The sequence below is a fragment of the uncultured Subdoligranulum sp. genome (assembly GCF_937890665.1).
Map to the genome: position 1 here is coordinate 1 of NZ_CALADU010000281.1, position 25,551 is coordinate 25,551.

Annotated in this window: 23 protein-coding genes, 1 tRNA gene and 1 pseudogene; 6 read left to right on the forward strand and 19 right to left on the reverse strand. The window is 52.4% G+C overall.

From position 1 onward, the window contains the following. The 4 genes and pseudogenes from Q0526_RS15910 to ruvC all read right to left on the reverse strand — a co-directional run. A pseudogene (locus tag Q0526_RS15910) lies at nucleotides 1–341 on the reverse strand (phosphoglucosamine mutase); the annotation flags it as partial. Between the two features lie 80 nt (nucleotides 342–421). Further along, nucleotides 422–1,474 carry a Holliday junction branch migration DNA helicase RuvB gene (gene ruvB, locus Q0526_RS15915; RefSeq protein ID WP_298735743.1) on the reverse strand — a complete coding sequence of 351 codons (1,053 nt, stop codon included), beginning with the start codon at nucleotides 1,472–1,474 and terminating at the stop codon, nucleotides 422–424. 17 nt (nucleotides 1,475–1,491) lie between these two features. Beyond that, nucleotides 1,492–2,097, reverse strand: a complete 606-nt coding sequence (gene ruvA, locus Q0526_RS15920; RefSeq protein WP_298735745.1) for a Holliday junction branch migration protein RuvA — start codon at nucleotides 2,095–2,097, stop codon at nucleotides 1,492–1,494. 29 nt (nucleotides 2,098–2,126) lie between these two features. Next, the gene (gene ruvC, locus Q0526_RS15925; RefSeq protein ID WP_298735747.1) at nucleotides 2,127–2,624 is read right to left on the reverse strand and encodes a crossover junction endodeoxyribonuclease RuvC; all 498 of its coding nucleotides are present in this window, start codon (nucleotides 2,622–2,624) and stop codon (nucleotides 2,127–2,129) included. A gap of 209 nt (nucleotides 2,625–2,833) precedes the next feature. Here ruvC and Q0526_RS15930 point away from each other — a divergent pair. The 3 genes from Q0526_RS15930 to Q0526_RS15940 all read left to right on the forward strand — a co-directional run bounded on the left by Q0526_RS15930 (nucleotide 2,834) and on the right by Q0526_RS15940 (nucleotide 6,664). Beyond that, nucleotides 2,834–2,909: transfer RNA gene (locus Q0526_RS15930), tRNA-Val, on the forward strand. Nucleotides 2,910–3,052: 143 nt separating this feature from the next. Beyond that, a complete protein-coding gene (locus Q0526_RS15935; protein WP_298735750.1) occupies nucleotides 3,053–4,330 on the forward strand; it encodes an Ig-like domain-containing protein in 1,278 nt (425 codons plus the stop codon). A 345-nt stretch (nucleotides 4,331–4,675) separates the two neighbouring features. Then, nucleotides 4,676–6,664, forward strand: coding sequence for a hypothetical protein (locus Q0526_RS15940; RefSeq protein ID WP_298735755.1), 1,989 nt, complete (start codon nucleotides 4,676–4,678; stop codon nucleotides 6,662–6,664). Between the two features lie 73 nt (nucleotides 6,665–6,737). Here Q0526_RS15940 and Q0526_RS15945 read toward each other — a convergent pair whose 3' ends face one another. Beyond that, nucleotides 6,738–8,084, reverse strand: coding sequence for a hemolysin family protein (locus Q0526_RS15945; RefSeq protein ID WP_298735758.1), 1,347 nt, complete (start codon nucleotides 8,082–8,084; stop codon nucleotides 6,738–6,740). Nucleotides 8,085–8,359: 275 nt separating this feature from the next. Here Q0526_RS15945 and Q0526_RS15950 point away from each other — a divergent pair, with 275 nt between their 5' ends. Both Q0526_RS15950 and Q0526_RS15955 read left to right on the forward strand, forming a co-directional pair. Then, the gene (locus tag Q0526_RS15950; RefSeq protein WP_298735760.1) at nucleotides 8,360–10,699 is read left to right on the forward strand and encodes a hypothetical protein; all 2,340 of its coding nucleotides are present in this window, start codon (nucleotides 8,360–8,362) and stop codon (nucleotides 10,697–10,699) included. Between the two features lie 232 nt (nucleotides 10,700–10,931). Continuing rightward, nucleotides 10,932–11,621, forward strand: a complete 690-nt coding sequence (locus Q0526_RS15955; RefSeq protein WP_298735762.1) for a phosphatase PAP2 family protein — start codon at nucleotides 10,932–10,934, stop codon at nucleotides 11,619–11,621. 51 nt (nucleotides 11,622–11,672) lie between these two features. Here Q0526_RS15955 and Q0526_RS15960 read toward each other — a convergent pair whose 3' ends face one another. The 9 genes from Q0526_RS15960 to Q0526_RS16000 form a co-directional block, all read right to left on the reverse strand. Next, nucleotides 11,673–12,020: an EamA family transporter gene (locus Q0526_RS15960; RefSeq protein ID WP_298735763.1), complete on the reverse strand. Its 348-nt coding sequence runs from the start codon at nucleotides 12,018–12,020 to the stop codon at nucleotides 11,673–11,675. Next, a complete protein-coding gene (locus Q0526_RS15965; protein WP_298735765.1) occupies nucleotides 12,017–12,376 on the reverse strand; it encodes an EamA family transporter in 360 nt (119 codons plus the stop codon). The genes Q0526_RS15960 and Q0526_RS15965 overlap by 4 nt, the downstream gene beginning before the upstream one ends. Continuing rightward, nucleotides 12,373–13,314 (reverse strand): glycosyltransferase family 2 protein, encoded by a 942-nt coding sequence (locus tag Q0526_RS15970; RefSeq protein ID WP_298735769.1) that lies wholly within the window; start codon nucleotides 13,312–13,314, stop codon nucleotides 12,373–12,375. Before Q0526_RS15970 ends, Q0526_RS15965 begins: the two co-directional genes overlap by 4 nt. A 22-nt stretch (nucleotides 13,315–13,336) precedes the next feature. Next, entirely contained in the window at nucleotides 13,337–14,878 is a 1,542-nt protein-coding gene (locus Q0526_RS15975; RefSeq protein WP_298735771.1) for a hypothetical protein, read from the reverse strand. After that, on the reverse strand, nucleotides 14,875–16,404 hold the full coding sequence (locus Q0526_RS15980; RefSeq protein WP_298735774.1) for a hypothetical protein: 1,530 nt from the start codon (nucleotides 16,402–16,404) through the stop codon (nucleotides 14,875–14,877). The genes Q0526_RS15975 and Q0526_RS15980 overlap by 4 nt, the downstream gene beginning before the upstream one ends. A 193-nt stretch (nucleotides 16,405–16,597) precedes the next feature. Then, the gene (locus Q0526_RS15985; protein ID WP_298735777.1) at nucleotides 16,598–18,100 is read right to left on the reverse strand and encodes a hypothetical protein; all 1,503 of its coding nucleotides are present in this window, start codon (nucleotides 18,098–18,100) and stop codon (nucleotides 16,598–16,600) included. A 4-nt stretch (nucleotides 18,101–18,104) separates the two neighbouring features. Then, complete coding sequence (locus Q0526_RS15990) at nucleotides 18,105–18,662, reverse strand: GNAT family protein (RefSeq protein ID WP_298735779.1); 558 nt, start codon at nucleotides 18,660–18,662, stop codon at nucleotides 18,105–18,107. A gap of 61 nt (nucleotides 18,663–18,723) precedes the next feature. Then, a complete protein-coding gene (gene rffA, locus Q0526_RS15995; RefSeq protein ID WP_298735781.1) occupies nucleotides 18,724–19,854 on the reverse strand; it encodes a dTDP-4-amino-4,6-dideoxygalactose transaminase in 1,131 nt (376 codons plus the stop codon). A gap of 82 nt (nucleotides 19,855–19,936) precedes the next feature. Continuing rightward, nucleotides 19,937–20,440, reverse strand: a complete 504-nt coding sequence (locus Q0526_RS16000) for a hypothetical protein (protein ID WP_298735783.1) — start codon at nucleotides 20,438–20,440, stop codon at nucleotides 19,937–19,939. Nucleotides 20,441–20,560: 120 nt separating this feature from the next. Here Q0526_RS16000 and Q0526_RS16005 point away from each other — a divergent pair, with 120 nt between their 5' ends. After that, nucleotides 20,561–21,727, forward strand: a complete 1,167-nt coding sequence (locus Q0526_RS16005; RefSeq protein ID WP_298735785.1) for an aminotransferase class I/II-fold pyridoxal phosphate-dependent enzyme — start codon at nucleotides 20,561–20,563, stop codon at nucleotides 21,725–21,727. A 20-nt stretch (nucleotides 21,728–21,747) separates the two neighbouring features. Here the strand turns inward: Q0526_RS16005 and Q0526_RS16010 are convergent, their stop codons facing one another. From Q0526_RS16010 to Q0526_RS16030, 5 genes are all read right to left on the reverse strand, one after another. Next, a complete protein-coding gene (locus Q0526_RS16010; RefSeq protein WP_298735788.1) occupies nucleotides 21,748–22,116 on the reverse strand; it encodes a BlaI/MecI/CopY family transcriptional regulator in 369 nt (122 codons plus the stop codon). A 317-nt stretch (nucleotides 22,117–22,433) separates the two neighbouring features. After that, nucleotides 22,434–23,126: a sigma-70 family RNA polymerase sigma factor gene (locus Q0526_RS16015; protein ID WP_298735790.1), complete on the reverse strand. Its 693-nt coding sequence runs from the start codon at nucleotides 23,124–23,126 to the stop codon at nucleotides 22,434–22,436. A 196-nt stretch (nucleotides 23,127–23,322) separates the two neighbouring features. Continuing rightward, nucleotides 23,323–23,814 (reverse strand): prolyl-tRNA synthetase associated domain-containing protein, encoded by a 492-nt coding sequence (locus tag Q0526_RS16020; RefSeq protein ID WP_298735794.1) that lies wholly within the window; start codon nucleotides 23,812–23,814, stop codon nucleotides 23,323–23,325. Nucleotides 23,815–23,825: 11 nt separating this feature from the next. Beyond that, nucleotides 23,826–24,710: an MBL fold metallo-hydrolase gene (locus Q0526_RS16025; protein ID WP_298735796.1), complete on the reverse strand. Its 885-nt coding sequence runs from the start codon at nucleotides 24,708–24,710 to the stop codon at nucleotides 23,826–23,828. A 160-nt stretch (nucleotides 24,711–24,870) separates the two neighbouring features. Beyond that, nucleotides 24,871–25,521: a class I SAM-dependent methyltransferase gene (locus tag Q0526_RS16030; RefSeq protein ID WP_298735798.1), complete on the reverse strand. Its 651-nt coding sequence runs from the start codon at nucleotides 25,519–25,521 to the stop codon at nucleotides 24,871–24,873. Between the last annotated feature and the right edge of the window lie 30 nt (nucleotides 25,522–25,551).

Below are 25,551 nucleotides of genomic sequence, written 5' to 3' on the forward strand. Positions count from 1 at the left end.
TTGAAGATCTTGATGCCGTTAAATTCCATGGGGTTGTGGGAGGCCGAGATCATAATACCCGCATCGGCGTGGTATTTGCGCACCAGATAGGCCACACCGGGGGTGGGAATGACGCCCAGCAGGTCCACGTCGGCACCCACACTGCACAGGCCTGCGGCCAGCGTGGATTCCAGCATATCGCCGGACACACGGGTGTCCTTGCCAATGAGGATCTTGGGACGGTGGCCATCCAAACGGGTCAGTACCGCCGCGGTGCCGCGGCCGATCTGCAGTGCCAGTTCGCAGGTCAAGTCCTTGCCCGCCACGCCGCGGACACCGTCGGTTCCAAACAGTTTACCCATAATCATCAGGTCCTTTCGTACTCAGGTTGTTTTTCTATTGTATGCCGCCGGCTTGTCCGGCGGTGCGAAAAAAGGCTTGTTTAAAACATGCTCTGCTGGCCGTCCACCTCGTCAAAACGACGGGGCACCGCCATGTGCAGATGCTCGTAGGCCAGTCGGGTCACACAGCGGCCCCGGGGGGTACGGGTCAGCATGCCCATCTGCATCAGATAGGGCTCACAGAGGTCCTCCAAGGTGACGCTCTCCTCGCCCAAGGCTGCCGCCAAGGTCTCCAGACCGACCGGACCGCCGCCGTACATCTCGATGATGGCCCGCAGCAAACTGCGGTCCAGCTCGTCCAGTCCCATCTCGTCAATGTCCATCCACTTGCGGGCTTGTACCGCCGTTTCTTCGTCGATGGTACCGTCCCCCTGCACGGTGGCAAAATCCCGCACCCGCTTGAGCAGCCGGTTGGCGATACGGGGCGTACCGCGGCTGCACCGGGCCAATTCCAAAGCGCCTTCTTCGGTGATGGGAATGCCCAAAATCCCCGCGCTGCGGGTAATGATCTGTCCCAGTTCCTTGGGACTGTAAGGCTCCAGCTTGAGCAGGATGCCAAAGCGGTCCCGCAAAGGTCCGGTGAGTTGACCCGCCCGGGTAGTCGCTCCGATCAGGGTGAACCGGGGCAGGTTGATGCGGATGCTCTGGGCGCTGGGGCCCTTGCCGATCATAATATCCAGCGCATAATCTTCCAGCGCCGGGTAAAGCACTTCCTCCACCTGCCGGGAAAGGCGGTGGATCTCATCGATAAAGAGGACATCCCCTTCCTGCAGGTTGGTCAGAAGCGCGGCCAAATCGCCGGGCTTTTCGATGGCAGGACCCGAGGTGATGCGGATCTGCACCCCCATCTCCTGCGCCACAATACCGGCCAGTGTAGTCTTGCCCAAACCCGGGGGACCATACAGCAGGATGTGGTCCATGGGTTCCCCCCGCTGCTGGGCTGCCCGCAGGTAAACCCGCAGGTTGCCCTTGGCCTTTTCCTGTCCTACATAGTCGTCCAGCGTTTTGGGGCGCAGGCTGATTTCTTCGGCATCGGCGGGCATCGCGTCGGGGCTGACCAGCCGGCTGGGATCTACGGTGTATTCCTGATTCATGGTGGTCTATCCCCTCCTTACCGGGCACGCGACAAGCTGCGCAGCGCCACTTTAATAATGTCCTGCACGGGCAGCGTTTCATCCACCCGGGCCACGGCAGCCGCCGCGTCAGAGGGTGTATACCCCAGACTGACCAGTGCCGCCACCGCCTGTGCCGGAGCCGAACTGGGCGCCGGGGCGGAAAGATCTTTCCCGCCGAAGCCGGTGCCTTCCGCCAAACCTTTGCCCACCTTGTCTTTCAGTTCCAGCGTGATGCGCTGGGCCAATTTGGGCCCTACGCCCGACGCCTTGGTGAACGCCTTGTGGTCCCCGGAAGAGGCCGCCAATGCGATTTTTTCGGGGCTCATCACCGAAAGGATGGCCAGCCCCGCCTTGGGGCCCACACCGGAGACCGAAGTCAGCATTTTAAAACAGTCCCGCTGTTCCTCGGTGGCAAAGCCATAGAGAGAAACATCGTTTTCGCTGACGTTCAGAACGGTATAGACGGTGCCTTCCTGTCCCGGGGCGGGCAGCGCTTCGCCGGTGGTGGCCGGGATCTGCACGGCATACCCCACCCCGCCGCAGCTGATAACGGCAGAGTCCAACGTTTTTTTCAAAATTTTGCCGGTCAGGCAATAGATCATAGTACGGTTCCTCGCAATCTAAACGGCACTCAGCGGGGCTGGGTGCCCATCAGGCGGCTGCGGCTGCAATGGCAGTGGGCAATGGCCATGCCCAAAGCATCCGCCGTATCATCCGGTTTGGGAATGGTTTCAAGATGCAGCATCATGCGGGTCATCTCCTGGATCTGCTTTTTCACGGCCTTGCCGTACCCGGTAATGGCCTGCTTGACCTGCATGGGCGTATATTCATAAATGGGGACCCCGCACTGGGCCGCGGCCAGCAGGATCACCCCGCGGGCTTCCGCCACCCCGATAACGGTGGTCTGGTTGTGTTGGTAGTACAGCTTTTCGATGGAGAGGGCTTCGGGCTGGTAACGGCGGCAGACATCCACCACGGCATCGTAGATTTCCGCCAAACGATGCTCGAAAGGCGTGTCTTTTTCGGTAAGGATTGCCCCATACCCGACGGGTGCAAACCGGTTGCCGATATATTCCACCACACCCCAGCCTACAATGGCATAGCCGGGGTCAATGCCCAATACCCGCAACTTTCTACACCTCCCCACTTTAACCGATATAGTATACCACAAAATTGCGGTGCCGTCCACCGTGGCCCTCTGCTTTTTATAACGTCAAAAACCGCGCAGCGGCGTGTTTTTCAAAAAAAGTTGATTTTTTTTGAAAAAAGGGCTTGATTTTTTCTGCGGGGTTTGGTATGATTATTGGCGTCGCAAGAAACGCGGCCGCAACACAATATGGACGGTTAGCTCAGCTGGTAGAGCATCTGCTTGACGTGCAGGAGGTCACAGGTTCGAGTCCTGTACCGTCCACCAAGAAGACCGGAAAAGAAGACAACTTCTTTTCCGGTCTTTCTTTTTTCTTCTTGACGAAAAGGAACTTTTGCGCGTATAGGAACTTTTGCGCGTATAGTAAAAAGTAGAATTTTGTTTCTTTGTATCACTAGGAGGAGGAACATATGAAGCGCATTTTGTCTTTAGTCTTAGCCGCTACGATGGCCTGCTCATTGGTCGCCTGCGGTGCCAAACTGACCGGCATTGCCTTGCCGGACACCCCGTTGGAACTGGCCACCGGGGAAACCGCACAGTTGGAACCCAGCTACACGTACGACGGTGCCACACCGGAAAACGCGAAAGTGGACGTTACCTACGCCAGCGCTGACGAATCCATTGCCACGGTCAGCGCCGACGGTACCGTGACCGCTTTGGCAGAAGGCGAAACGGTCGTCACTGCCACCGCCGGGGATTGGACCGCCTTCCAGAACGTGGCGGTTATCATCCCGGTGGAAAGCATCTCCCTGCAGCCCATCTCCCTGCATCTGGACGATGATCCTGCTGCCCCCGATTACACGGTGGTGCCCGAGCAGTTCAGCGGCACGCTGACCTTTACCGTGGCCGACGAGTCGATTGCCCGCTGGCAGGATGACAAGGTCGTGCCGGTTGCGGAAGGTTCCACCACCTTGACCGTCACCGCCCCCAACGGAAAAACCGCCACCGCCCCGGTGGAAGTGTGGTCCGGGCCTCGGTCGCTGACCTTGACCGCCGCCAAGACCGAAGTCACGAAGGGCAGCGGAACTTCCCTTACCGTAACCGACGAAAACGGTGAGAAAGTGGACGCAGCCACCCTGACTTGGACTTCCAGCGACGAGAAAATCGCAGTAGTCGATGAAGGTTGGGTCGATATGGTCGGTACCGGTGAAGTAACCATTACCGCCGCCACAGCCCACGGGGTGACCGCCAACGTTACGCTCACTGCCGCGGCTCCCGCCGCGACCACTCCGGCCGCCGGCAACACCAATGCCGCAGGCAGCGACAATACCGCCGCCCCCAGCACTGACAGCAGTGCCGACAGCAGCACCGGCAGCGATTCCGGCGCTACCGCCCCCACCACCGACGGCGGACACGGATATTTCTACGTCACCACCGACAGCGGTGCCTTCGATTTGCAGAATCAGGTACGCGCTGCCGCCGGCGCCTCGGCACTGGCTTGGGATGACAGCCTTGCCTCGTTGGCATGCTCCCGCTGCGAGCAGATCGCGGTGGATTTCAGCCACAACGGCGCGCAGACCGGTGAAAACATTGCCGTCGGCTATTGGGATGCTTCCTCGGTCATGGCGGCTTGGCAGGCCAGTCCCGGTCACTATGCCAATATGATTTCCACCAGCTACACCCGCGGCGCCATCGCCCATATGTATGACGGCGACGGCTGCCATTACTGGGTAGCTGTGTTCCAGTAAAGAAAAACTGTTTTTTACTCAACCCGGGTGCGACGAATCGTCGCACCCGGGTTTTGCGTAAAAAGCAGTCCACATCCATTTTATTGACAGATCGTTTGAATGTGGTATAATGAGGACGCATTCGTATGCAAATTGAATCTCAAAAATATGGTGTTCTGACTATATTTTAAAGCACTGATAGGATGAGCCCATTTGATCAGCCGGATAGGATTTTCGATCGCACAGATCATCCCTTCTTCGTTGAGTATCATCTGCATCCTTTTAAGAACCCGTAACAATTTGCGTTACGGGTTCTTTGTATAGTAATTGCTTTTTTCGCCCCCACAGAAGGAGGAAAAACTCAAAATGCGTAAAAACAGCCTTTTGGCATTTCGTTGGATTCTGCCGGTCCTTCTTGTTGTCCAAGTGCTTTTCTTATGTATTACCATGTTTGCGGCTGGTGACACGATTTTAGATGGAGATGTTGCTCGTCAGTATACCCATATGATTGCCATGTGGGAATCCGGCACACCGTTTGTACCGGACTGGGTTTACACCACCACGATGGAAGTAGATACCGCTGTCCTGCTGGCCTTGCCCTTCTATGGGCTCTTGGGCGATGCAACGCTCGCTTTTTGTTGCGCCAATATCGTAAATATTGCCATGTGGATTGGATTCATCTTCCTATTTTGCCGCAGAGTGAATCAGCAGTCCCTTTTACGCATCAATCCGTGGTTGGCTTGCATTCTGATACTAATTCCCTATTCGGCCGGCAATCTATATTACTGGAACATGATGTTCCTAAACTGCTCCCCCTACACATTCAAGGTCCTGCTTCCTCTGCTTTTGATCTATCTGCTCCTGACTCCCAGCCCCAAAACACCACAGAAGCACGACTGGATTCTGCTCACCATTTACCTCTTTGTTCTTGGCTTAACCTCTCTTTCCAGCGGCATTTACGTTGCCGCCATGGGAATCGCACCTGTACTCCTTGCCTTTGCAGTATTGTGGCTCTATGAAAAAGTTCCTTTAACATTGTATTACTGGATCTGCACCCTAGGCAGCGTCGCCATCACCTTATTGGGCCGGCTCGTCGGACTTTTGATGGGGGTTGATATTTCCGGCGGGTATATGAACCTCAATTCCATGGACACTTTAGCCGCCAACATCGGGAACAATTTGGTAGGTTTCTTCCGTCTTTTTGGCGCCGTTACTCGCGACAAGACTGCAGTAACTCGCCTTTCTGGTATGGCCCAACTTCTGTGCTGGGGGATTGCGTTGGTCATGCTTTACCGCTGCATGTTGGTTCTGCTGCGTGGCGTGCGCGGTAAGCTTTGTGTGAAAGAATACCCCGCTGTCTACCTTGCAGCTCCTGCCATTTGGAACTTTTTGTTGTTGACCATTTTGGATACCCACTATGGCGACCCTTATTTTGAAGTACGTTACCACTTGATTGGCGGAATCCCGTTGCTTTTGTTGGTAGCTGCGCACTTTCCCAAGGCACATTGGCCCAGTTCTCAACGCTTCCGATATGCCATGCGCACGGTCGGCACATTAGCTCTCTGCGCATTAGTTTTCCTTTGTGATCGCCGTGCGTATCTAGTTTATTGGAAAACAGATGGAACGGTTGGCATCAACGCCAAAGAGCACAAGTTGTGCGAAGAGATCGAAAAAATGGACGTCACCGACGTCTTTGTGTTCCAGTCAAATACAACAACCGAAATTTGTGGTCTTTTGGACCGCAACCATCGTTACAAACTGCTATGGCCGCAAGAAGACGCTTGTTATTTATACACTTTCGACGCTCCCATGTCAGATATTGATGCACACCCCGACATTGGAGAGGCCGCCTTGGTGTTAGCGTCTGGTTCTTCTCTCTCCGAGCTTCCCCCTTACCTTCAAAACGTCACCTATTACAGCCAAACGGAGAATTACACTATTTATCTCTTAGAAAATGGTTCTCTACCGGACGGTCTTGTAGGCCTTCCCTATAATGGAGTTGGTCTAGATTATCCCAACTCCACCGGTTACACGTATCAGGGCAGCATAGATCAAAACCGGTCACTTGACACCGAAGGAAACTTCGGGGTTGTATTGCAGTCACCTTCCCTTTCGCTCTGTACCACCGCAGATATTTCCCTTGCTTATTCCTCTTCAACACTGGGAATGGAAGTTTTGGGACACGTTACGATTCGGCAGGGCGACACCGTCGTTCAGACACAAGATCTCCTTGCCGCAGATTCTGCGCTCTCCTTCTGTGGCATTCCTGCTGGCGACAACTATCAAATCGAGGTAGAATTGCTTTCTGGGGCACGAATCACGCTAGACTCCATCACCTTTACCCCGCAACAATAAGCAACCCGTACTCCCCAAACAAAAACGACCCTCAGGGAAACATCCAATTTCCCTGAGGGTCTCTTTTTATAGGTTATCGATTTTCCTGACCGCGACGGTTGTCACGCTCTTTTTCCCGTTCCCGGTGCTCACGGCGGTCCCGTTCCCCTTTGCGGGGCGTTTCCTCCGGCGGGCGGCGGGTCAAGCGCACTTCCTGTACGCGGCGATGGCTTACCCGGGTCACGGTACCGTCACAGTCGCCCCAAACAAAGTGGTCCCCCACTTTGGGCAGGCGGCCCAGCTTTTCCTGTACCAGACCACTGATGGCAATGGCATCGATTTCTTCCTCGTCCTTGATGGAAAGCTCTTCGGCTACATCGTCGATACCGGCGGCACCGGACACCAGCCAGCTACCATCGCTTTGCTGATGAATCTCTTCCACCACATCGTCGTGCTCGTCCCAGATCTCGCCTACCAGCTCCTCGAGGATGTCCTCCAACGTGATGATACCGGCGGTACCACCGTATTCATCCACTACGACAGCCATATGGTGCTTGCTCTCCCGCAGGGTGAGCAACAGGCTGGAAATCTGGGTGGCGGTCGTGGTGTACAGCGTGGGACTGACCAAACTTTCCAATTTAACTTCCTTGACGTTGCCTTTGCGCAACGCAGCAAAACAGTCCTTCTCGTGTACCACACCGATGATGTTATCGATCGTTTCATGGTAGACCGGCAAGCGGGAATACCCACTCTCGGCGAACATATCCACCACTTCTTCCATGGGGGTATCGTCCTCCACAGCTACCACGTCTACGCGGGGGGTTAGGACATCCTGTACCTCTACGTCGTCAAACTCAATAGCGCTGCGGATCAGTTCGCTTTCCCGGTCGGTGAGCTCGCCGTCCTTCTCAGCCTCGCTGACCATCGTGACCAGCTCACCTTCGGTGATGGTATCTCGCTCGCCTTTATAAAAGCGCTTCGCAAGGAAGTTCTTCCATTGGCCAAAGATCCAGTTCAACGGGGTAAATACCGTGACCAAGACACTCAACGTAGGCGCAAAACTCAACGCCAGCGATTCCGGCATCTCCTTGGCCATGCTCTTGGGCGTGATCTCACCGAAGGTAAGCACCACCAGCGTCAACACGATGGTAGAAACGGTAGGACCGTACGCCCCACCCAATACCTTGGTGAACAGCACCGTGCCGATAGAAGAAGCGCCGATGTTGACAATGTTGTTGCCGATCAGGATGGTACTGAGCAAACTGTCGTACCGTTCCGCCAAGGAAAGAACCTTCGCGGCCTGCCGGTCACCGGCATCTGCACGGCTGCGCAACCGGATCAGGTTCAGGGAAGAATACGCGGTTTCGGCCGAAGAAAAGAAAGCCGACATGCACACCAGAATAACCAGTGCAACGATCATAAATATACTGCCATCGTCCATTGGGGAAACTACCAACTCTACTTTCTGTTTTAAAATTTTATGCGCCAGCCATAAAGTACAGTGAACGCATATTGTAATGTATGATACCATATTCTTTCCCAAAACGCAAGACGAAGGAGCGTTTCTCTGCAATAACAGGCAATTCCGCCAAAAGCAGTTCTTCCGGGTTGTGCAAAGACCGTCGGATTGCGCAACCCCTTGCCACATGGTATAATAAGAAAAATTTTCCTTTTAAATAGATGCAATCAAAACCATAAATGAGGTAGGGATCCCCCATGCACACCTGTATCACTTTTTTGCGCAAAAACCGAATCTTTGCATTTTTGCTGTTGGCCGAACTGGTGGTTCTGTTGGTCCAACTGGCAGGACTATTTGGTGAACCTTACCGGCTGGCCTTAACCCCGGACACCTTTACCAATGAATTTTCTTCCTTTGCCACGCTGACCGAGGATGGCAGTGCCTTACAAATTTATAATAACGAAGGATTTGTCACGGACAAAGGAATCACCTTTTCCTCCACCCCGGCGGCACTGCCTTCCGGCGCTTATGAGGTGACAGTGAAATACTTTTCCTGTCAAACGCCGGATTCCCCCACTTTTAGTGTCCTGCAAAGCGCCGGTTCCCTGACCTTTTCCTCCAAGAAAACGCCTTCTGCCGTACATGCCGACACTCTGACGCTGGATGATGGTCACCGTTCCGTCACCACCCGTCTATGGATCAGTTCCGGCGCTCGCCTTAGTGATTTTTGCGCCACGTTGCAATACGATGAAGGGCAGTTATACCTGTATTCTATTACTTTTACAGAGCAGCCCATTTATCGGGTAACCCGACTGTTCTGTTTTGCAATCTTCTTTGCAGCGATTGATTTCTTATTCTGGCTGCTGTTCGCCACAATAGGTTCCAAGGAGGTCGCACTCCGCAAGTCTTTACGCATCCCATTGCTGTTGGTTGGAATCACGGTGATTGCCTGCCTGCCTTCTTTCAGCAATCAGTTGTACTATGGGCACGATCTGGGGTACCACTTGCAGCGAATTTCCGCCATGGCCGAGGAGATTTCCTACGGACAATTCCCGGTGCGCCTGACTACCACCACCCTCAACGGATACGGCTACGCCAACCCGCTGTGTTACTGCGAATTGTTCCTATTGCTTCCCGCGCTGCTGTATAACCTGTGGCTACCGTTGCGTACCTGCTACCAAGTGTACATCTTTGCCATCACACTGGCAGCCTGTGTCTTCAGCTATCTGTGCTTTGCCAAAATGACAGGAAGCCGCCGGGGCGGTGTATTGGGTGCAGCACTGTATACGCTCTCTCTTTACCGGTTGGTCTGTGTCTATTTCCGGGCCGCGCTGGGCGAATATACCGCCATGAGTTTCCTGCCTCTGGTTTTGCTGGGCGTCTATGAAATGTACCGTTGTGAAAAGCCTCGCTTCTCTCAATGGGCCCCTTTGGCTTTTGGTATGGCAGCTTTGGTACAAAGCCATTTGATTTCTACTGAGCTGACGGCCTTGCTACTACTACTTTTCTGCCTGCTCACCCTAAAGCGGACGCTCCAACCCGCCCGCTTAGCCGCTTGGTGTAAGGCCGCAGTGCTTGCCTTTGGCCTTAGTGCATGGTTTTTGCTTCCTTTTATATCCACCGCACTATCCACCAATTTGCAGGTAAACAACCCTTCTGTGGGCAAACCCCAGCAAGACGGTCTCTACCTGATGCAGTTGGTAAACCCCTTAGGGGTAGGCTTCGGCGGTAGTATGGCCGGTACTTCCAACGATATGAGTCTGACTTTGGGCTTATCCTTGGTGGCTGGTCTTGTTCTTGTGGCTTGGTGCTTGTGGAATCGGGAACGCCAACCGTTGTCCTTTCCTCTGCGCGTCACAACGGGGTTCGGGTTGCTGGCCGCCGTGCTGACTTTACAGATTTTCCCCTGGGATTTTGTGGAAAGCTGGCTGGGTCATACCGTAGGAAAGCTAGCCGGCACATTCCAATATCCATGGCGTTTTCTCTCTCTGGCTACGCTGTTGCTTTGTGCTGCCACACTGCTGGCATTGCGTCACTTACAAGTCTCCCATCGCCCCGAAGCTCGCCGAGCTGCGGTAGTTCTTGTGCTTTGCTTAGCCATCACAACTGGTTACTTCCAAATGCAGATGTTGGACGTCACGGATCTGACCGCCAACACCGTCAGCCGCAACGCCACCCGCGAGGTGGGTGTCGGCGAGTACATGATCGATGGTTGTAGTATCTATGAGACAATTTGGGCACAGCCCAAACCCGGCAGCGATGATTTAACCTTGACCAACTATGAGAAAATAGAAGGCACCGCCTATGTAAGTGTGGAAAACACCGGAGCAGAGACTAACATTTCCGTGCCGATCTTCAACTACGGTCACTATATCGCCACCGATGTTGAAACCGGAGCAGATTTTCCCATTCAAAGCGGAGAGAATGCCCGTATTGTCTTGACAATCCCCGCTGACTACACCGGTACCATTGCCATCTACTGGCAGTCGCCGCTGTGGTGGCGCGGCAGCGAGGTACTCTCGCTCGTTTGCCTGCTTGGCTGTATTATCTACGTTGGTTGTGGCCGTAAACGTCGTTCCAGATGTCTTAGTTCGTAATTCCTTCTATTTTATATGAAAAATTTACAAAAGATGCAATGGTTATCCATTCTACGTCGTTATAGTAAATAGAAGCCATCGATTTTCCATAGCATCGCCAAAGCGTACAAATTCCGCCGTTTCTGACGGATGTTTCTTGTCGTCTTTTCTGCTTGCTTTTCCGATGGTTCCCGGCGTATAATGGTACATCGCCATAATACGTTGATTATTCTGCTTACAAAAGGAGTTTCGTATGCGTAACTGGTGTATGCGTCACCCCATCGGTTTCATGGCGCTGTATCTTTTGTTCTACCTTCTCTGCTTTACGCTGCTGGAAAAATACGTTACCGTCCCCGACCTATGGGTGCATTGCCGTCTGGATGACTTGATCCCATTCTGCAAATATGCCATCATCCCCTACTCGATGTGGTTCCCGTGGATTCCCTTCACCCTGTTCTACATACTCTGGCGCGGTCCCCGCAACGAGTTTTGGCGGCTTTGCTTGCCTCTCTTTACCGGCATGACGCTGTCGCTATTGTTTTATCTTATCGTTCCCAACGGATTGACTCTGCGCCCACACACCATTGCCGGCACAGACTTTTTTGCCAATGCGGTGCGCGCCTTGTACCGCACCGATACCCCCACCAATGTCTGTCCTTCCATCCATGTGTTCAATTCGGTTACCTTGATGTTTGCCTATTATCGGAGTAGCTGCTTCGATAAACCGGGTCGCCGTTGGATGCGTCCGGCTGCCGTGATTCTTTGCACTGCCATCACCTGTTCCACAATGCTGCTCAAACAGCACAGCGTCATCGATGTAGTTTTCGGGATCCTTTTGGCGCTGGCTTTGGATTACGCCGCCACCCTTTTGGAGTACGAAACTTCTCCGTTGCGTCGTCAGCAGAGGCTAAAGCGCAAACAGCGTCTGCCGGAATGGTGGTAAACGAAAAAATAACCCCCCTGCAACCTTTTGGTTGCAGGGGGTTTTTATTGCTTACAAAGCATAGACGACAATACCAATAAGAATCAAGGCTAGCGCCGCAATCTTTTTGGGATTCATTTTTTCGTGAAAGATCGTCACGCCAAAAATCGTGACATACAGATATCCGGTCGCTTCCAGCACCGGCCCCACATTCAGCGGTACGCCCTTGTAAGCCAGCATCGTGAGCAATGTACAGCCCACGAACAGCCCATACCCCAGAATTACCCGCCAGTCCGTATATTCTGCCAGTAATGAACTATGCTCGCGCAAAGCCGCTTTTTTCAGCAACACTTGGGAAACAGATGCCAAAAACGTACTGCACAGGTACAGAAGTACATAGGGAAGTTGTGCTTCGCTCATGCGTCATCCTCCCCTTCATGATCGGCTCGCACAAACAGCACGATGCCCGCAATGATAATAATGGCTCCTACAATCTGCCGCGGGGTAACGCCTTCATCAAAAAGAAGGAAGCCCAGCAAAATTCCCCACACCACGGTGACCGCCTTGTTGGCATATGCGGTGGTCAGCGGTAGGTGTTTGATGACTTGTTGCCACCCAAATGCATAAATGACCAAGGCCAACAACATAGCACCATACAGCAAAATGAAAGCTCCGCTCATAAACGGTTGCCGAGCCGCCAGCTTGCTGCATACACTACTGCTGGCATAGATTCCCAAAATCAAATGCAACAGCAAAAACCACTTTGCTTGTTTCACTGGGCATCCTCCTCATGGTGCAGATACTCCCGGGCCACATACTGCGGCGCCGCATTGCTGCACATATAAATGCGGCCCACATACTCTCCAATCAGACCCAGCACAATAAGGATTGCGCCTCCCAGCAACAAAAGCAGCGCCGTGGTGGAAGCCCACCCCAAAGGAGCCGTGTGCTTGGTAAAATGGTTAATCAGAATATAAATCAAATACAGAAAACCGGCCCCTGCAGAAATTGTGCCGAAATAAGTGGCGATGCGCAGCGGCTTGACCGAAAAAGAGGTAAAGCCATTCATCCATAGCCCCAACAATTTGCCCAACGTATAGCCGGAGCGGCCTTCCTCCCGAGCACGATGATGCACCGACACATTACAAATATTTTTGGTCGTGCGCAGCACCAAACCGATCACGTACGGATAGCAATGCTCGTAGCGCAGCATTTCCTCCACCACAAAACGACGCGCCGCGAAATAACTGTTCACCACCAGTTCCGGCGGTTTTCCCAGCATAACTTCGGTCATTTTGCTGTTGACCCAACTGCCCAAATTACGCCATCCTGCCTGTCGTTTGTTGTCGTAGCGGGCATAGACTACGTCGTAGCCTTCCTCCAACTTATTCAGCAAAAGCCCCACTTCATTCGCCGGAGTCTGTCCATCATCATCCAAACAAACGATGATGTCACCGCTGCACTGGTGAAAGCCAGCCATCAACGCAGCATGCTGCCCAAAGTTGCGGGCCAAATCCACCCCTTGCACATGAGAATCTGCCGCCACCAAACGGCGGATCGTGCCAAGGGTGTCATCCGGAGAACAATCGTTGACCAGCACAATCTCGTATTCGTACTGCGGCAAGGTTTTCATCGTATCGGTAATTTCCTGCACCACATCGGTCAGAGTATGCTCGGAGCGATAACAGGGAATTACATAGGATATTTTTTTCATGGTTGTTGCGTTCTTCTCCTTTTTATTGCACGTCATCTGGACGTTCGTACACGACCAGATCCTCTGTGGAGACCAGCTCCTGCCAACCTTCGGTTAAAAGGCGGTCTTCGGTTTCCGTATCATGGCCTACCATTACATATTTTGAGTAAATTGGATTTTCCGATTTTCTTAAATAACTTCGTTTATCAAACTGAATGCCCATACCTGCCGGCACCGCATACAAATAACCATGGAAAACGTCCTCCCCAAAAGCATAGGCGAGGGTATACTCCCAAGGATCATCGCTATCGTTTGACTCCATCGCTTTCTCCAATGCTGTAGAAACAGTTTGTATCTGTGCATCCATTTGCGCATCATAAGTAGGCAACGGATTCAACTCCAAGCTTTTAGGGAGCAACCCCAAAAAGACAACAGAAAGCAACGCAATCCACCAAACACCACGATATTCATATACACAGGCTGCCAACAGAACAATCCCCAGCATAGTACAATGTCTAGACATGGGGGACACAGAATAAAACGCAAACATTGCCAACAAGCCTGTACACGCACAGAGCAGTGCGTACACTCTTATTTGAACATTCCGTTTACGCCTAATATCGATCACAACACTCAACAGCGTTGTCGCAATCAGGAAAAGCAGCCCCAAAAAGGCAATCGCTTGCTCCGTAGCCCAGCCATTGAGCATAGGGTTAAGATAATCGCCCCACATAGACTTCATTTGCTGTAAAATTCGCTTGATCTCATATACCACAGCTCGTATGCCATGGCCTTCAAACAGCAACTGAAAAGCCGTGTAGTCTACATCGATGCCTTCATAATAAGGTGCATTACACCATGCCGTTACCACAAAGTAGCCTATGATGGAAAAGACCGCTAATGCCGCACTGGCAATCGCCCATTTAGATCGTCTTTTCCATAACACCAAAATAGGAAAAATCCAAAACAAAACGGTGTAAGCCCGTACCACCGTAATCAGGAAACAAGCCACCGCCAAAAGAACATACCATTTTATGCTCCAGTTGCGTTGCAAGGAAACAGAGGCTCCCACGATAACAAGAATCAAAAAGTAGAGCACCGGTTCGGCAGTTCCCGTAAATACTTGTTGAACCGCAGTCCACAGGCAACCTGCTAAAATAGCAAAAAAAACTTGTTGTTTTCCAGTCAGTTTTGCTCCATAAGCAAAAAAGACCCATCCTGCAATGGCAAAGAGGACATTGCACCAAAACATCGCATTAACGCCAGTTCCCACCAAGAGCCCCGGTATTGCATACAAATAAATAAGGACCGGTCCCCATGCACCAAAATGCCCCACCGAAGCATGCGTTTCATTATAGCCAAAATATCCTCGTGGTTGTCCATCAGACAAGATTCCGGCCATCTGCCGGCTGTAAATCACATCATCATTGAGCTGGCGGGTCGGAAGCCAAAAGTTCCATAAATCTTGATCGTGATAAACAGCAGCATAGATTACAAATAGAAAAATCACTGCGCATACCGTCAGCCAAAGAACCTGCCGCCAACTAGATTTTTCTTTCCATCTTTTTATTGACATCCAATTCATTGAGGAAAATCCTCCTGTCGCTCATACACGACCAGATCTTCGGTCGATACCAGCTCCTGCCAGCCGTCGGTCAAAAGGCGTTCTTCGGTTTCCGTATCATGGCCTACCATTGCGTAACGGGCACGAATCGGGTTGGCATCATCTGCCAGATACTCACTTTGATCAAACTGGATTCCCATGCCCGCCGGAACAGAATATAAGTAACCGTGAAAGACACCGTCTCCCCACGCATACGCAAGTGTAAAATCCCACGGATCTTTGCTGGAACGTTCTTCCACACATTGCTGCAAAGCCTCTTCCACTTGTACCATCTGCTGGTCCATTTCAGCAGAATAGGTAGGAAGATTGGCAACTGTTAAATTCATTGGCAAAAACAATACACACAAAGGAATTACCGCCACAAAAGCAACCGCGTCCTCGCCGATCAGGACACACAGCATCCATACACAAAGCATCACAAGATGTCGCTGAATTACACCCGCAGAATACACAAGGAAGATAGCACCTAAGATAAGCACAATGCAGAAAAGTGTTATTCCTTTGAACAAGACGGGTCTTTTGTGCGTCCAATCATACACAAGGCACCCCAGCATCACCAGAAAAAGAATACCAAAGATAAGGATAGCTCGTCCCTGCTCCTGAGGTTGTCCTGACAAGGTCAACACCGTACTTTGATACAGGAAAGAAATTCCCTCTTTCACACGATCGATTTCGTACCAAATCGCCTGTCCGATTTTTCCCTCTAAGAGAAATTGTACTCCTTGTGTATCCGTCCCCATGCCTTCGTAATAGGGTGCATTGCAATACGCCTCACTGAAACCAAAAAGTAACAAAGATATCCCAGCAATTACAATTCCCAAAAGTCTATATTTGTGTCCTTTTTTCCATGTTAATGCCAAGGGAAACAGCCACAAAAGCACTGTATATGCCCGCGTCACTGTAGTCAAAAAGCAAGCAAGTGCAGCAACCCCGAAAAACAAAGGTCGAACGCGCTCCCGCATAGAAAAGCAGGCACCAAACAAAATTAAAATCAACGTATATTGAATGGGTTCGGAAGAGCCCGAGAAAACCTGCTCCAGAGGAAGCCACGCACAAACAAAAGCAAGCCCCAAAACAATTTGTTGCTTACACGATATTTTTGCACAGCAGACAAAAACTCCCCATCCTACCAGAAAGAGAATCACATTGCTCCAAAATACGGTGTTGACACCCGTTCCAATGAAAAGGCTTGGCAGCGCTTGCAAATAAACCAGCAACGGCCCCCATCCTCCGAAGTGCCCAATCTGCGCAGCACTTTCATTATATCCAAAAACACCTTTAGGATGACCATAAGCCAGAACTCCCACAACTTGACGATTGTAAAATACCTCGTCATTGTTCATTCCGGTAGCCAACCAAATATGCTTCCAATCTTTATCATGATAGGCAAGAATGAAAGCCACACCAAGCACCAAAACAGCACAGAATAGGCAAAACGCTTTTTGCTTCCACCTAAATTCACTTTGCTTTATCTCTAGCGTTTTCATGCAAAGACTAGTTCTCCTCTATCTTATTCTGTACGGCTGATTAGCCCTAGGTTCCCTGTTTTCCGCTGTCTCTCCGATTCCAAACATCTTCGACCTAAAACCGATGTTTCTCAGTTATAAATTCCTAAGTAGACTCGCAAGTCTGCCGTTCATAACAGCATGCTGCTTTTCCACACATCAGTTGCAGCACCTCTTACATCCGTTCATACACGACCAAATCTTCGGTTGAAACCAACTCTTGCCAGCCGTCGTTCAACAAGCGTTTTTCGGCATCGGTGCCGTGATTCACCATAGCATACCGCGAGTAAATCGTGTTGTTGGGATCTGCCAGATAGGTGTTCCAGTCAAACTCAATGCCCATACCCGCCGGCACTGCATACAGATACCCATGGAACACATCGTCATCATAGGCATAGGCCAAGGTATAGTCCCACGGGTCATCGCTCTGCCGCGCCTCTACACTGTCGGTCAGCGCTGTTTCCACCGCAGCGATTTGCGTTTCCATCTCGGGAAAGCGGGTCGACAGGCTGCTCCGCTCAGCATTGATAGGCAGCAGCAAAATCGCCAGTACTGGCAAATAGAACTTGAACTGCGATGCATTTTCTACTGTCAGAGCGCCCAACATCAACATGCAAAGCAGCATTAAATGCCGCGGCGCGATGCTATACATAAATACCAACACCAACAAAACCAGTCCCGCGCAAGCCAGTGCAGCGGCTTTAAAGCGATAGGGACGGCCCCGACGTATATCCGTCAGGAAACAAACCAGCGTTACCAGTACCAGAACAAGAAAAATCACACAACCTACGCCAAGATAGCGCGGATCTCCTTGCACCGTAGGTACAATATCGACCCAAACTGTGCGCAACGCTTTTGCCGCATGTTCCAGTTCATACTGTATTGCCCCCACCAAATCACCGCGCAGGAGCATGCGCAAGCCTTCAAAATCCATGCCTCCACCGCTGAAATATGGTGCCGCAAGTTTTGTCATGGAGAAAAGTGCCAGTCCAAAGCTGACCAAGGCCGTTCCCCCGCAAAGAATACGCCACCGCTTTTCACGGTTCCACAACGCCACCAGCGGAAACAGCCAAAACAACAGCGCATAGGGGCGGAAAATCGTTTCCAACGCGCAGGCAACGATCGCCACGATAAGCCATCCATAGGAAAAATTCCGATATACTGCCACGGAGGCCCCCACAATGGTCAATGCCAATGCGTAGTGTAAAGCTTCCGATGCCCCACTGAACACCGAGTTCAAGGGCATCCACAGGCAAACCAGTGTGGCTGCGCAAACCATCTGCTGCCAAACTTTCAGCTTTGTCGCCCACGCAAACAAAGCCATCCCGGCAATGGCAAAGACAATATTGCACCAGAACACCGTGTTAACCCCCGCGCCGAAGAAAAAGGCCGGGATCGCATAGGCCCAAATCAAAAACGGTCCCCAGGTACTGTAACGCCCAATGTCGGCGTGGGTTTCCTGATACCCAAAATAGCCCTGCGGCCCGCCGTGGGTGATAACACTGACGACCTGCCGGTTGTAGATCACTTCATCATTATCGATATTCGGAGCCATCCACACGTCGGTGAGCGGCGTACGGTAAGCCAGCGTATAAAACACCAGCAAAAACACGAGTGCCCCCAAAACGCAGAGCAGCGCGTTGGGGGTCTTTTGTAAAATGTTTCGGATGGTCTTCACGGGCTTATTCCCCCACTCTGTCGCTGTCTGCCGGGTTTGGGGACAATTTAGCCATAAACACAACGTCGCGGTAACGTCCTTCCAGCAATACCATATCGTGGAACGTTCCTTCCAGCACAAAGCCAGCCTTTTCATAACTGCGGCGCGCCGGCAAATTTTCTGCCAGCAGGCGCAAGCTGATCCGGTGCAGCCCCAGTGTTTTGAATCCAAAGTCGGTAAACAGTCGGGCGGTTTCGGTACCCAGTCCCTTTCCGCGGGCGTCCGGTTCCCCGATGAAAATACCATACTCCGCGCTATGGTTTTTGCAGTCCATATCACGGTAGTAGACCGAACCCACCGGTTGTCCCGTAACTTTCTCCTCGATGATATACTGGACTACCTGCCCAGTGGCCACCTTGGCAGCCAGCCAATGACGGTGCATCTCCGGCGTGAATTTCTCACGGAAAATAAAATTTTCCATCACCGAAGGTGTATTCCGCCACGCAACGATATGTTCGGTATCCGCATCGGTAATGGGGCGCAAAACGACCCGTTCCCCCACAAGGCGCGGCAATGACTCCATTCTCGTGTTTCCTTTCTGGTTGTTTGCAGTATGGATGCTGTGGCATCAACTCCACAACAAATTACTGCGCATAGAAGGCCAGCACCGTTTCGATCACACGGTTGCGGTCTTCTTCGGTCAAGCCGTAGTACAGCGGCAGACGGACCAACCGCTCGCTCTCCTTGGTGGTGTAACGGTCTTCCCCGTCAAACCGGCCAAACTTGAGTCCTGCCGGAGCAGAATGCAGCGGAATGTAATGGAACACGGCCAAAACGTCCCGTTCCTTCAGGTAGCTGATCAGCGCCGAACGCTCTTCCAAATCTTTACATTTGAGGTAGAACATGTGGGCATTGTGTACACAGTCCTGCGGAATCACCGGCAATTCCACCTTGCCGGCCTCTGCCAACGGCTGGAAGGCTGCCCGATAGGCATTCCATGTGGCCATACGATCGTTGTTGATCTCGTCGGCATGCAGCAACTGCGCCCACAGATAGGCAGCATTCAGCTCACTGGGCAGATAGCTGTCGCCGAAATCTACCCAGGTATACTTGTCCACCTGACCGCGGAAGAACTTAGCGCGGTTGGTGCCCTTCTCTCGCAGAATCTCGGCACGCTCGTTATAGGCGGGGTTGTTGATGACCAGCGCGCCGCCTTCTCCCATGGAGTAGTTCTTGGTCTCATGGAAAGAATAGCAGCCAAAATCACCGATAGTGCCCAGAGCCTTACCTTTATATTGGCTCATCATGCCCTGCGCCGCATCTTCCACCACCATCAAGCCATGGCGGTGGGCAATGTCCATAATGGTATCCATTTCACAGGCCACACCGGCGTAGTGCATGACCATCAAGACCTTGGTCTTTTCGGTGATGGCAGCCTCGATCTTGGTCTCATCAATGTTCATCGTGTCCGGGCGGATATCCACAAACACCAGTTTGGCACCGGCCAGCACCGCTGCAGTGGCCGTGCTGGAGAAGGTATAGCTGGGCAGGATGACTTCATCCCCGGGCTGCAGCCCGCAGAGCAGCATGGCCATATCCAGCGCAGTGGTGCCGCTGGTAGTCAGCAGCACTTTTTGGGCTGCAAACCGTTCTTCCAACCAAGCATTGCATTTCTTGGTGAAGGCACCGTCACCGCAGATTTTATGCGAATCAATGGCTTGTTTTACATATTCAATCTCGTCCCCCACACAAGGCGGAACATTAAAAGGAATCATAGATAAGCCTTCTTTCCCGAGCCAAACCTCGATAATTATTAATAGTATAGCATATTCAGGGAAATTCTACAACCTTATGCCGTTACCGGATTTCTTTTTGTTCCCGTGCCGTACGGTAAGTACGCAGCATCAACACCGCATACCAGAGCAGCAGCACACTGAACACAATAAAAGCCGCCGAAGATATCACCATCGGCAGGGAGAGTATTCGGGAAACCGTATACACCGCCAAGGGCACGGCCGCCACAACGGGCATCAAGGTTTTGGCCTGACCGCTCTGCCGCAGCATCAACACCGACGCCAGCAGCAGTACCCACAAATCCACCGACCGAAGTGCCGGCATCAGCCACACCCAAACACCGCCATGCTGGCTGCCGCAGAGGATCAATTCCAAAACCACCTGTGCCACACCGCAAACCAGCGGTTTCCATGTACGGCGGCAAACCAACAGGTAGCCCACCAAAGCCAGCACCGTCAAAGAAAGTTCTTGCAGTTCCACTGCCTCCGGCATAGCCAAAAAGGCACGTCCCGCAGCCGAAATGCCGATCAACAGATATGCTGCAGCCAAACGGTTTTCCTTTTCCATCCTAGATCCCTCATTTGTATTTGATTCTCTTCATCATAACACGAACCGACAGGGCTTGCAAGCTGGCAGCGGCGAGCGTATAATAAGGGGTATTCCCACTTTGGAAACGAGGTTTTTGGCATGGAATTTTCCCAACGGTTGGACCTGTTCGGACCTGAGATCTTTGCCGCGCTGAACGACAAAAAAGTAGCTCTGGAAGCCGAAGGCCGCCATCTCTTTAACTTAAGCGTAGGTACCCCGGACTTTGCTCCGGCCCCGCACATCAAGCAAGCTCTAATCGACGCCGCGCAGAACGACGAAAACTGGAAATACAGCCTGCGCGACCTGCCGGAGCTGCTTCAAACCGTCTGCGACTACTATAAACGCCGTTTTGGTGTAGAGGGGCTGCATCCCGAACAGGTGATGAGTTTTTCCGGCAGTCAGGACGGCATCGGCCATTTGGGCCTTGCCCTGTGCAACGACGGGGATGTGGTCCTGCTGCCCGACCCCTGTTATCCGGTATTTATGACAGGCTGCATGCTGGGCGGTGCCAAACCGTGGTACTACCGGTTGACCAAGGAAAATCAGTTCCTGCCGGATGTTTCCTCCATTCCCGAGGAGGTAGCCCGGGCGGCTAAGCTGATGCTGGTCAGCCTGCCTGCCAACCCTGTGGGCAGCATCGGCACCCCGGAATTGTACGCGGAAATCGTCGCTTTTTGCCGCAAATACGACATTCTGTTGGTACATGACAACGCTTACAGCGACATCATCTTTGACGGTGCCCACGGCGGCAGCATCTTCAACACGCCGGGTGCCGCCGACTGTGCGGTGGAGTTTTTCAGCCTGAGCAAGAGCTTCAACGTGACCGGCGCCCGCATCAGCTTTTTGGTAGGCCGCCCCGACGTGGTAGCCGCCTGCAAAAAGCTGCGCACCCAGATTGATTTTGGTATGTTCCTGCCCATCCAAAAGGCAGCGATTGCCGCCATGACCGGTCCCTTGGACGGTGTGCAGCGGCAGTGTGCCGAATATCAGCGCCGCCGTGACGCGCTGTGCGGCGGACTGCGTAGCATTGGTTGGAATGTGCCGGACAGCCACGGCAGCATGTTCGTGTGGGCGCCTATCCCCGCCGGCTACGAAACCAGCATGGCGTTCTGCATGGAATTGATTGAAAAGGCCAGCGTCATCTGCACGCCGGGGTCCAGCTTTGGTCCCAGCGGAGAAGGCTATGTTCGCTTTGCCTTGACCCTGCCTGTGGAAAAGATTCAGGAGGCTGTGGCCGCCATCGCCGCCAGCGGCATGATCCGCTAAACCTTTGTTCGTCTATCCAATCATTGTCCATTTTCGCGTACCACGGCACGAAGCTCTTTCTGCAAAGCCGGGGTCATTTCCACCTTTTTCAGCATGGCCGCCAGCAGTTCGGGGAACTGCTCCATCGGAAGCTGTTGGGCAACTACCTCTGCCAGATATTCGGCATGAGACATCGCCGGTTCAAAGGTTCGCGCGTACGTCTTGCCGCTACGCACAAATCCCACTTCACGCAGGACGCCTTTTTCCATCAGGCTGTTGAGCATAGAGAAGATCGAACGCTCTTTCCATTTTCGATCCACACAGGTAGTAACCACTTCTGTTTGTGCCATAGGGTGGTCTGCCTGCCAGAAAATTTCCATAATCTGCTGTTCACTTTTTGTCAGATGCACGACAGTCTACTCTCCCTCGCTATATGATACTTAGATAGTATCTGCTTTTGGTCGAAATGTCAATGGATTTTGAACAAATTTCGTTACCCATTTTTGTTATTTAATAATTTTTTCACATTCTTCATATCTTTACCACAACTTTGTCTCATTTTTATATTTTTTCGTTATATCGATTTTTTCATCGCTTTATGTCTGGTGTTTTTCAGCCAAGCACAAAATCATTTTTTCTCGTGTTTTTGTAGGGTTCTTTCACTTTTTGGCTGTATTTTGCGCAGAAAATGTATGGATTTTCAACTCATCCCTTTTTCAGAACAAGTCTACGTCTTCCAGTGCTGCTGCAGCCGCTGTAAAGCACGCTTTTCCATTCTGGATACATAGCTGCGGCTGATCCCCAAATGCGCTGCCACCTCCTGCTGGGTTTTGGGCGGTTTGCCGTCCAAACCGTACCGCATCGTCAATAAATCCTGTTCCCGCTGTGGCAGCGTTTGCAACAGCCGCCGCAGCCGAGCTGCATCGGCGCGACGCTCACAATCATCCTCCATTACCGCCGGATCCGGCAGCGTGTCCGCCAAGGTCAGTTGGCCGCTGCTACCTTCCAGCGGTTCCTGCAAAGAAATCTGTGTACCCTCCCGTCGCGTCCGGCGCAGCTCCATCCGCAGTTCGTTCTCGATGCAGCGACTGGCGTAACTGGAAAACTTGCTGGCCCGTGCCGGATCAAAGGTATCTACCGCCTTGATAAGACCGATGGTGCCAATAGAAATCAAGTCATCCTGTGCCGAAGTTGCCGCGTAGTATTTTTTGGTCACATGCGCCACCAATCGCAGGTTATGGCGAATCAGCCGGTCCCGCGCTTCCACCGCCTGCGGCCCTCCGGCGTGCAGCTCGGCAAAGGCTTCCCGTTCCTTGGCCGGAGAGAGCGGCCGCGGGAAGGAACCGCTTTCCAAGTGTAAGGCCAGATACAGTACATGCCCCGCCGCCGCCTGCAAAAACAGGCCCAAAATTTCCAGCATGCCCCCACCTCCCTGCCCCAACCTATGCGAAATCGCTTGCCTTTATCCCCTATACAAACGCGGGCAGACGGAAGTTTTTGCCAAAACCAACCACTTTGCAAAGCTGTCAGCCTTGCACACCGCCGCACGATAAGAAAAACACCTACACATAACCGGTCTATACCAGATCGTGTAGGTGCTTGAAGGGGTGAATTCCTCAGTCCAGATCCACCACATCCACAGCGGTACCGTGCTCCCGCAGCAGCGCCGTCAATTCCTCTGCCTGCAGCCAAACCGTGGCCGTATTGTCGTTGGGATGCACGCCGATCAGGCCGGACCCTTGCCAAAAATCCCGATCGATATAAAAATGGACCTTGCACTCGGTATCGTTGAGCAACCCAAATGGCGTCACCGCGCCGGGAATCAATCCCAGAAGCTGCTGCAATTCTTCCGGCGAGGCAAAAGTCAGGGGTTTGGTCCCTTGCTTGCGCCGAAACTCTTTCAGATTGACCCGTTTGTCCCCTTGAACGGTGATGAGATAGTAGTTGCGCCGCTTATCATCCCGTACAAAAAGGTTTTTGGCGTCCCGGTCCGGATAAGGCAGTTCTACCTGTTCCAATTCCTGCATGTTGTACACCGCCGGGTGCTCGGTGACTTCGTACCGAATTTGTTTTTCCTCTAAAAAACGATAAACTTCCTGTTTGTTCATTGTGTCCTCCATCAGGCTTCCGCGCGCTGCCACAGCAGCCGGTTGTCTGCAAACTGTGCCGTCAATTTGCCGGTGTCCTTCAGCCACGATAAATAGGAGCGCACCGTACTGCCCACCAGCACATATTGTTCAAAATTCATCGTCAGACCGTACGCTTTAAAAAGATTTTGCAGGATCGTTTCAAAGCCGACGGGTTGTTCGCAAAGGCGCAGAATCTTGCCGGCGATCTCCCACACTTTATCTATATTGTATTGTGCCAGCGGGGCGATCTGCTCGGTAACCGCAGCATGGGCCGGCACAAACGCCTTGGCCCGTAAGGTTTTGACCCGTTCTAGTGTATCCAGATAGGCGGCCACATCATAGATAAAACCAATCTGGTACTTGTCCAGCGTTTCCCGGCTGGAAAGGCAGTCCGCCAGATAGACCACGTCATCCGGTGTGCGAAACCCGACCATCGAAAAGAAGTGTCCCGGCAATTCCAGCAGTTCAAATCCTTCGGGCAGCGTTGCTTGGGTCAGCGGCAGCGCGTCGCTTTCCTGCGCCATCAGGAATTTGTGACGCAGTTCCTTGCAGGGGTACCCACCATAGAGAAAGGCAGGCTCCAGCACCGGATGCCGGGTAAAATCGCACTCCATGCCGGGGGCATAGATTTTACAGCCCGTCTGGGTTTGCAGATATTTGTTGCCGCCGATGTGGTCGGCGTTGGAATGGGTGTTGTAGATGGCCGCCAAACGCCAGCCGTTGGCGGCCAGCAACTGGCGGACTTTGCGCCCGGCATCCTTATCGTTGCCGCTGTCGATCAGGCAGACATCGGTATCATTGAGTCGGTACAATCCGATTTTGGCCGGGCTCTGGATAAAATAGCTGTTCTGCCCCACCTGCATTACTTCATACATGAAAATTTCTCCTACCCAAAAAGCGAATAATAAATACGGGAACCGTTTTTTCCCTTACGCGAATCTCCGCCGCGTTGGTCGCCCCCCCTGTATCCGCGCAAACCGTTCTGCTTCTCTCGGTCATCCCGCCGGGACTTCTTATGGCATAGTATCCCTGCGATTATGCATTGGCCCGCAGCAGGCAGGTCGTGTCCCACCGCTTTAAAAGTTCCACCTGAGAAAATCCCGCCTCTTGCAAGGCTTGTATCTCATGGGCTACGGTCAAAGGCGTATCATAATGGTAGAATTCTTCGTCACGGATGCCCTGTGCCTGCCGCAAACGCAGCAGCTCTGCCCTAAAATGGGTTTCCTTCTCTTCGGAGGCGGCAAAATAGTCGGTGATGATGAAGTACCCCTCTGGTTTCAACGCCCGAAGCACCTTTCTATAAAGGGGAACTTTTTCCGCTTTTGTAAAGTGATGCAGCGATTCCACCGATACCGCCGCATCATAGCATCGCTCCCCAAAAGGGATGGTAAAGTAGGATCCTTGCAGCAGCGTCAACGCTCGATCGGGAAATTTCATCCGAAAAGCCTTTAGCATCTCCTCTGCCAAATCGATACCGGTCACCTCTGCCGTGGGATGGGACGCCAAATACGGCTCCAGTTCAAGGCCTGTTCCGCATCCCAAATCCAATAGGCGTGCGTTCTCCTTTTGCGGCAGACAAGCGGCGGTCAGGGGATAAAATTCCCGCGCGCCCTGAATCACCCCTAATTGATGTTCTTCATATCCATCCAAACGATGGTTAAAAAAGTCCCGCATCGTTTCCAGCATCTATGTGTCCACCTTTTTCAAACCGAAGCG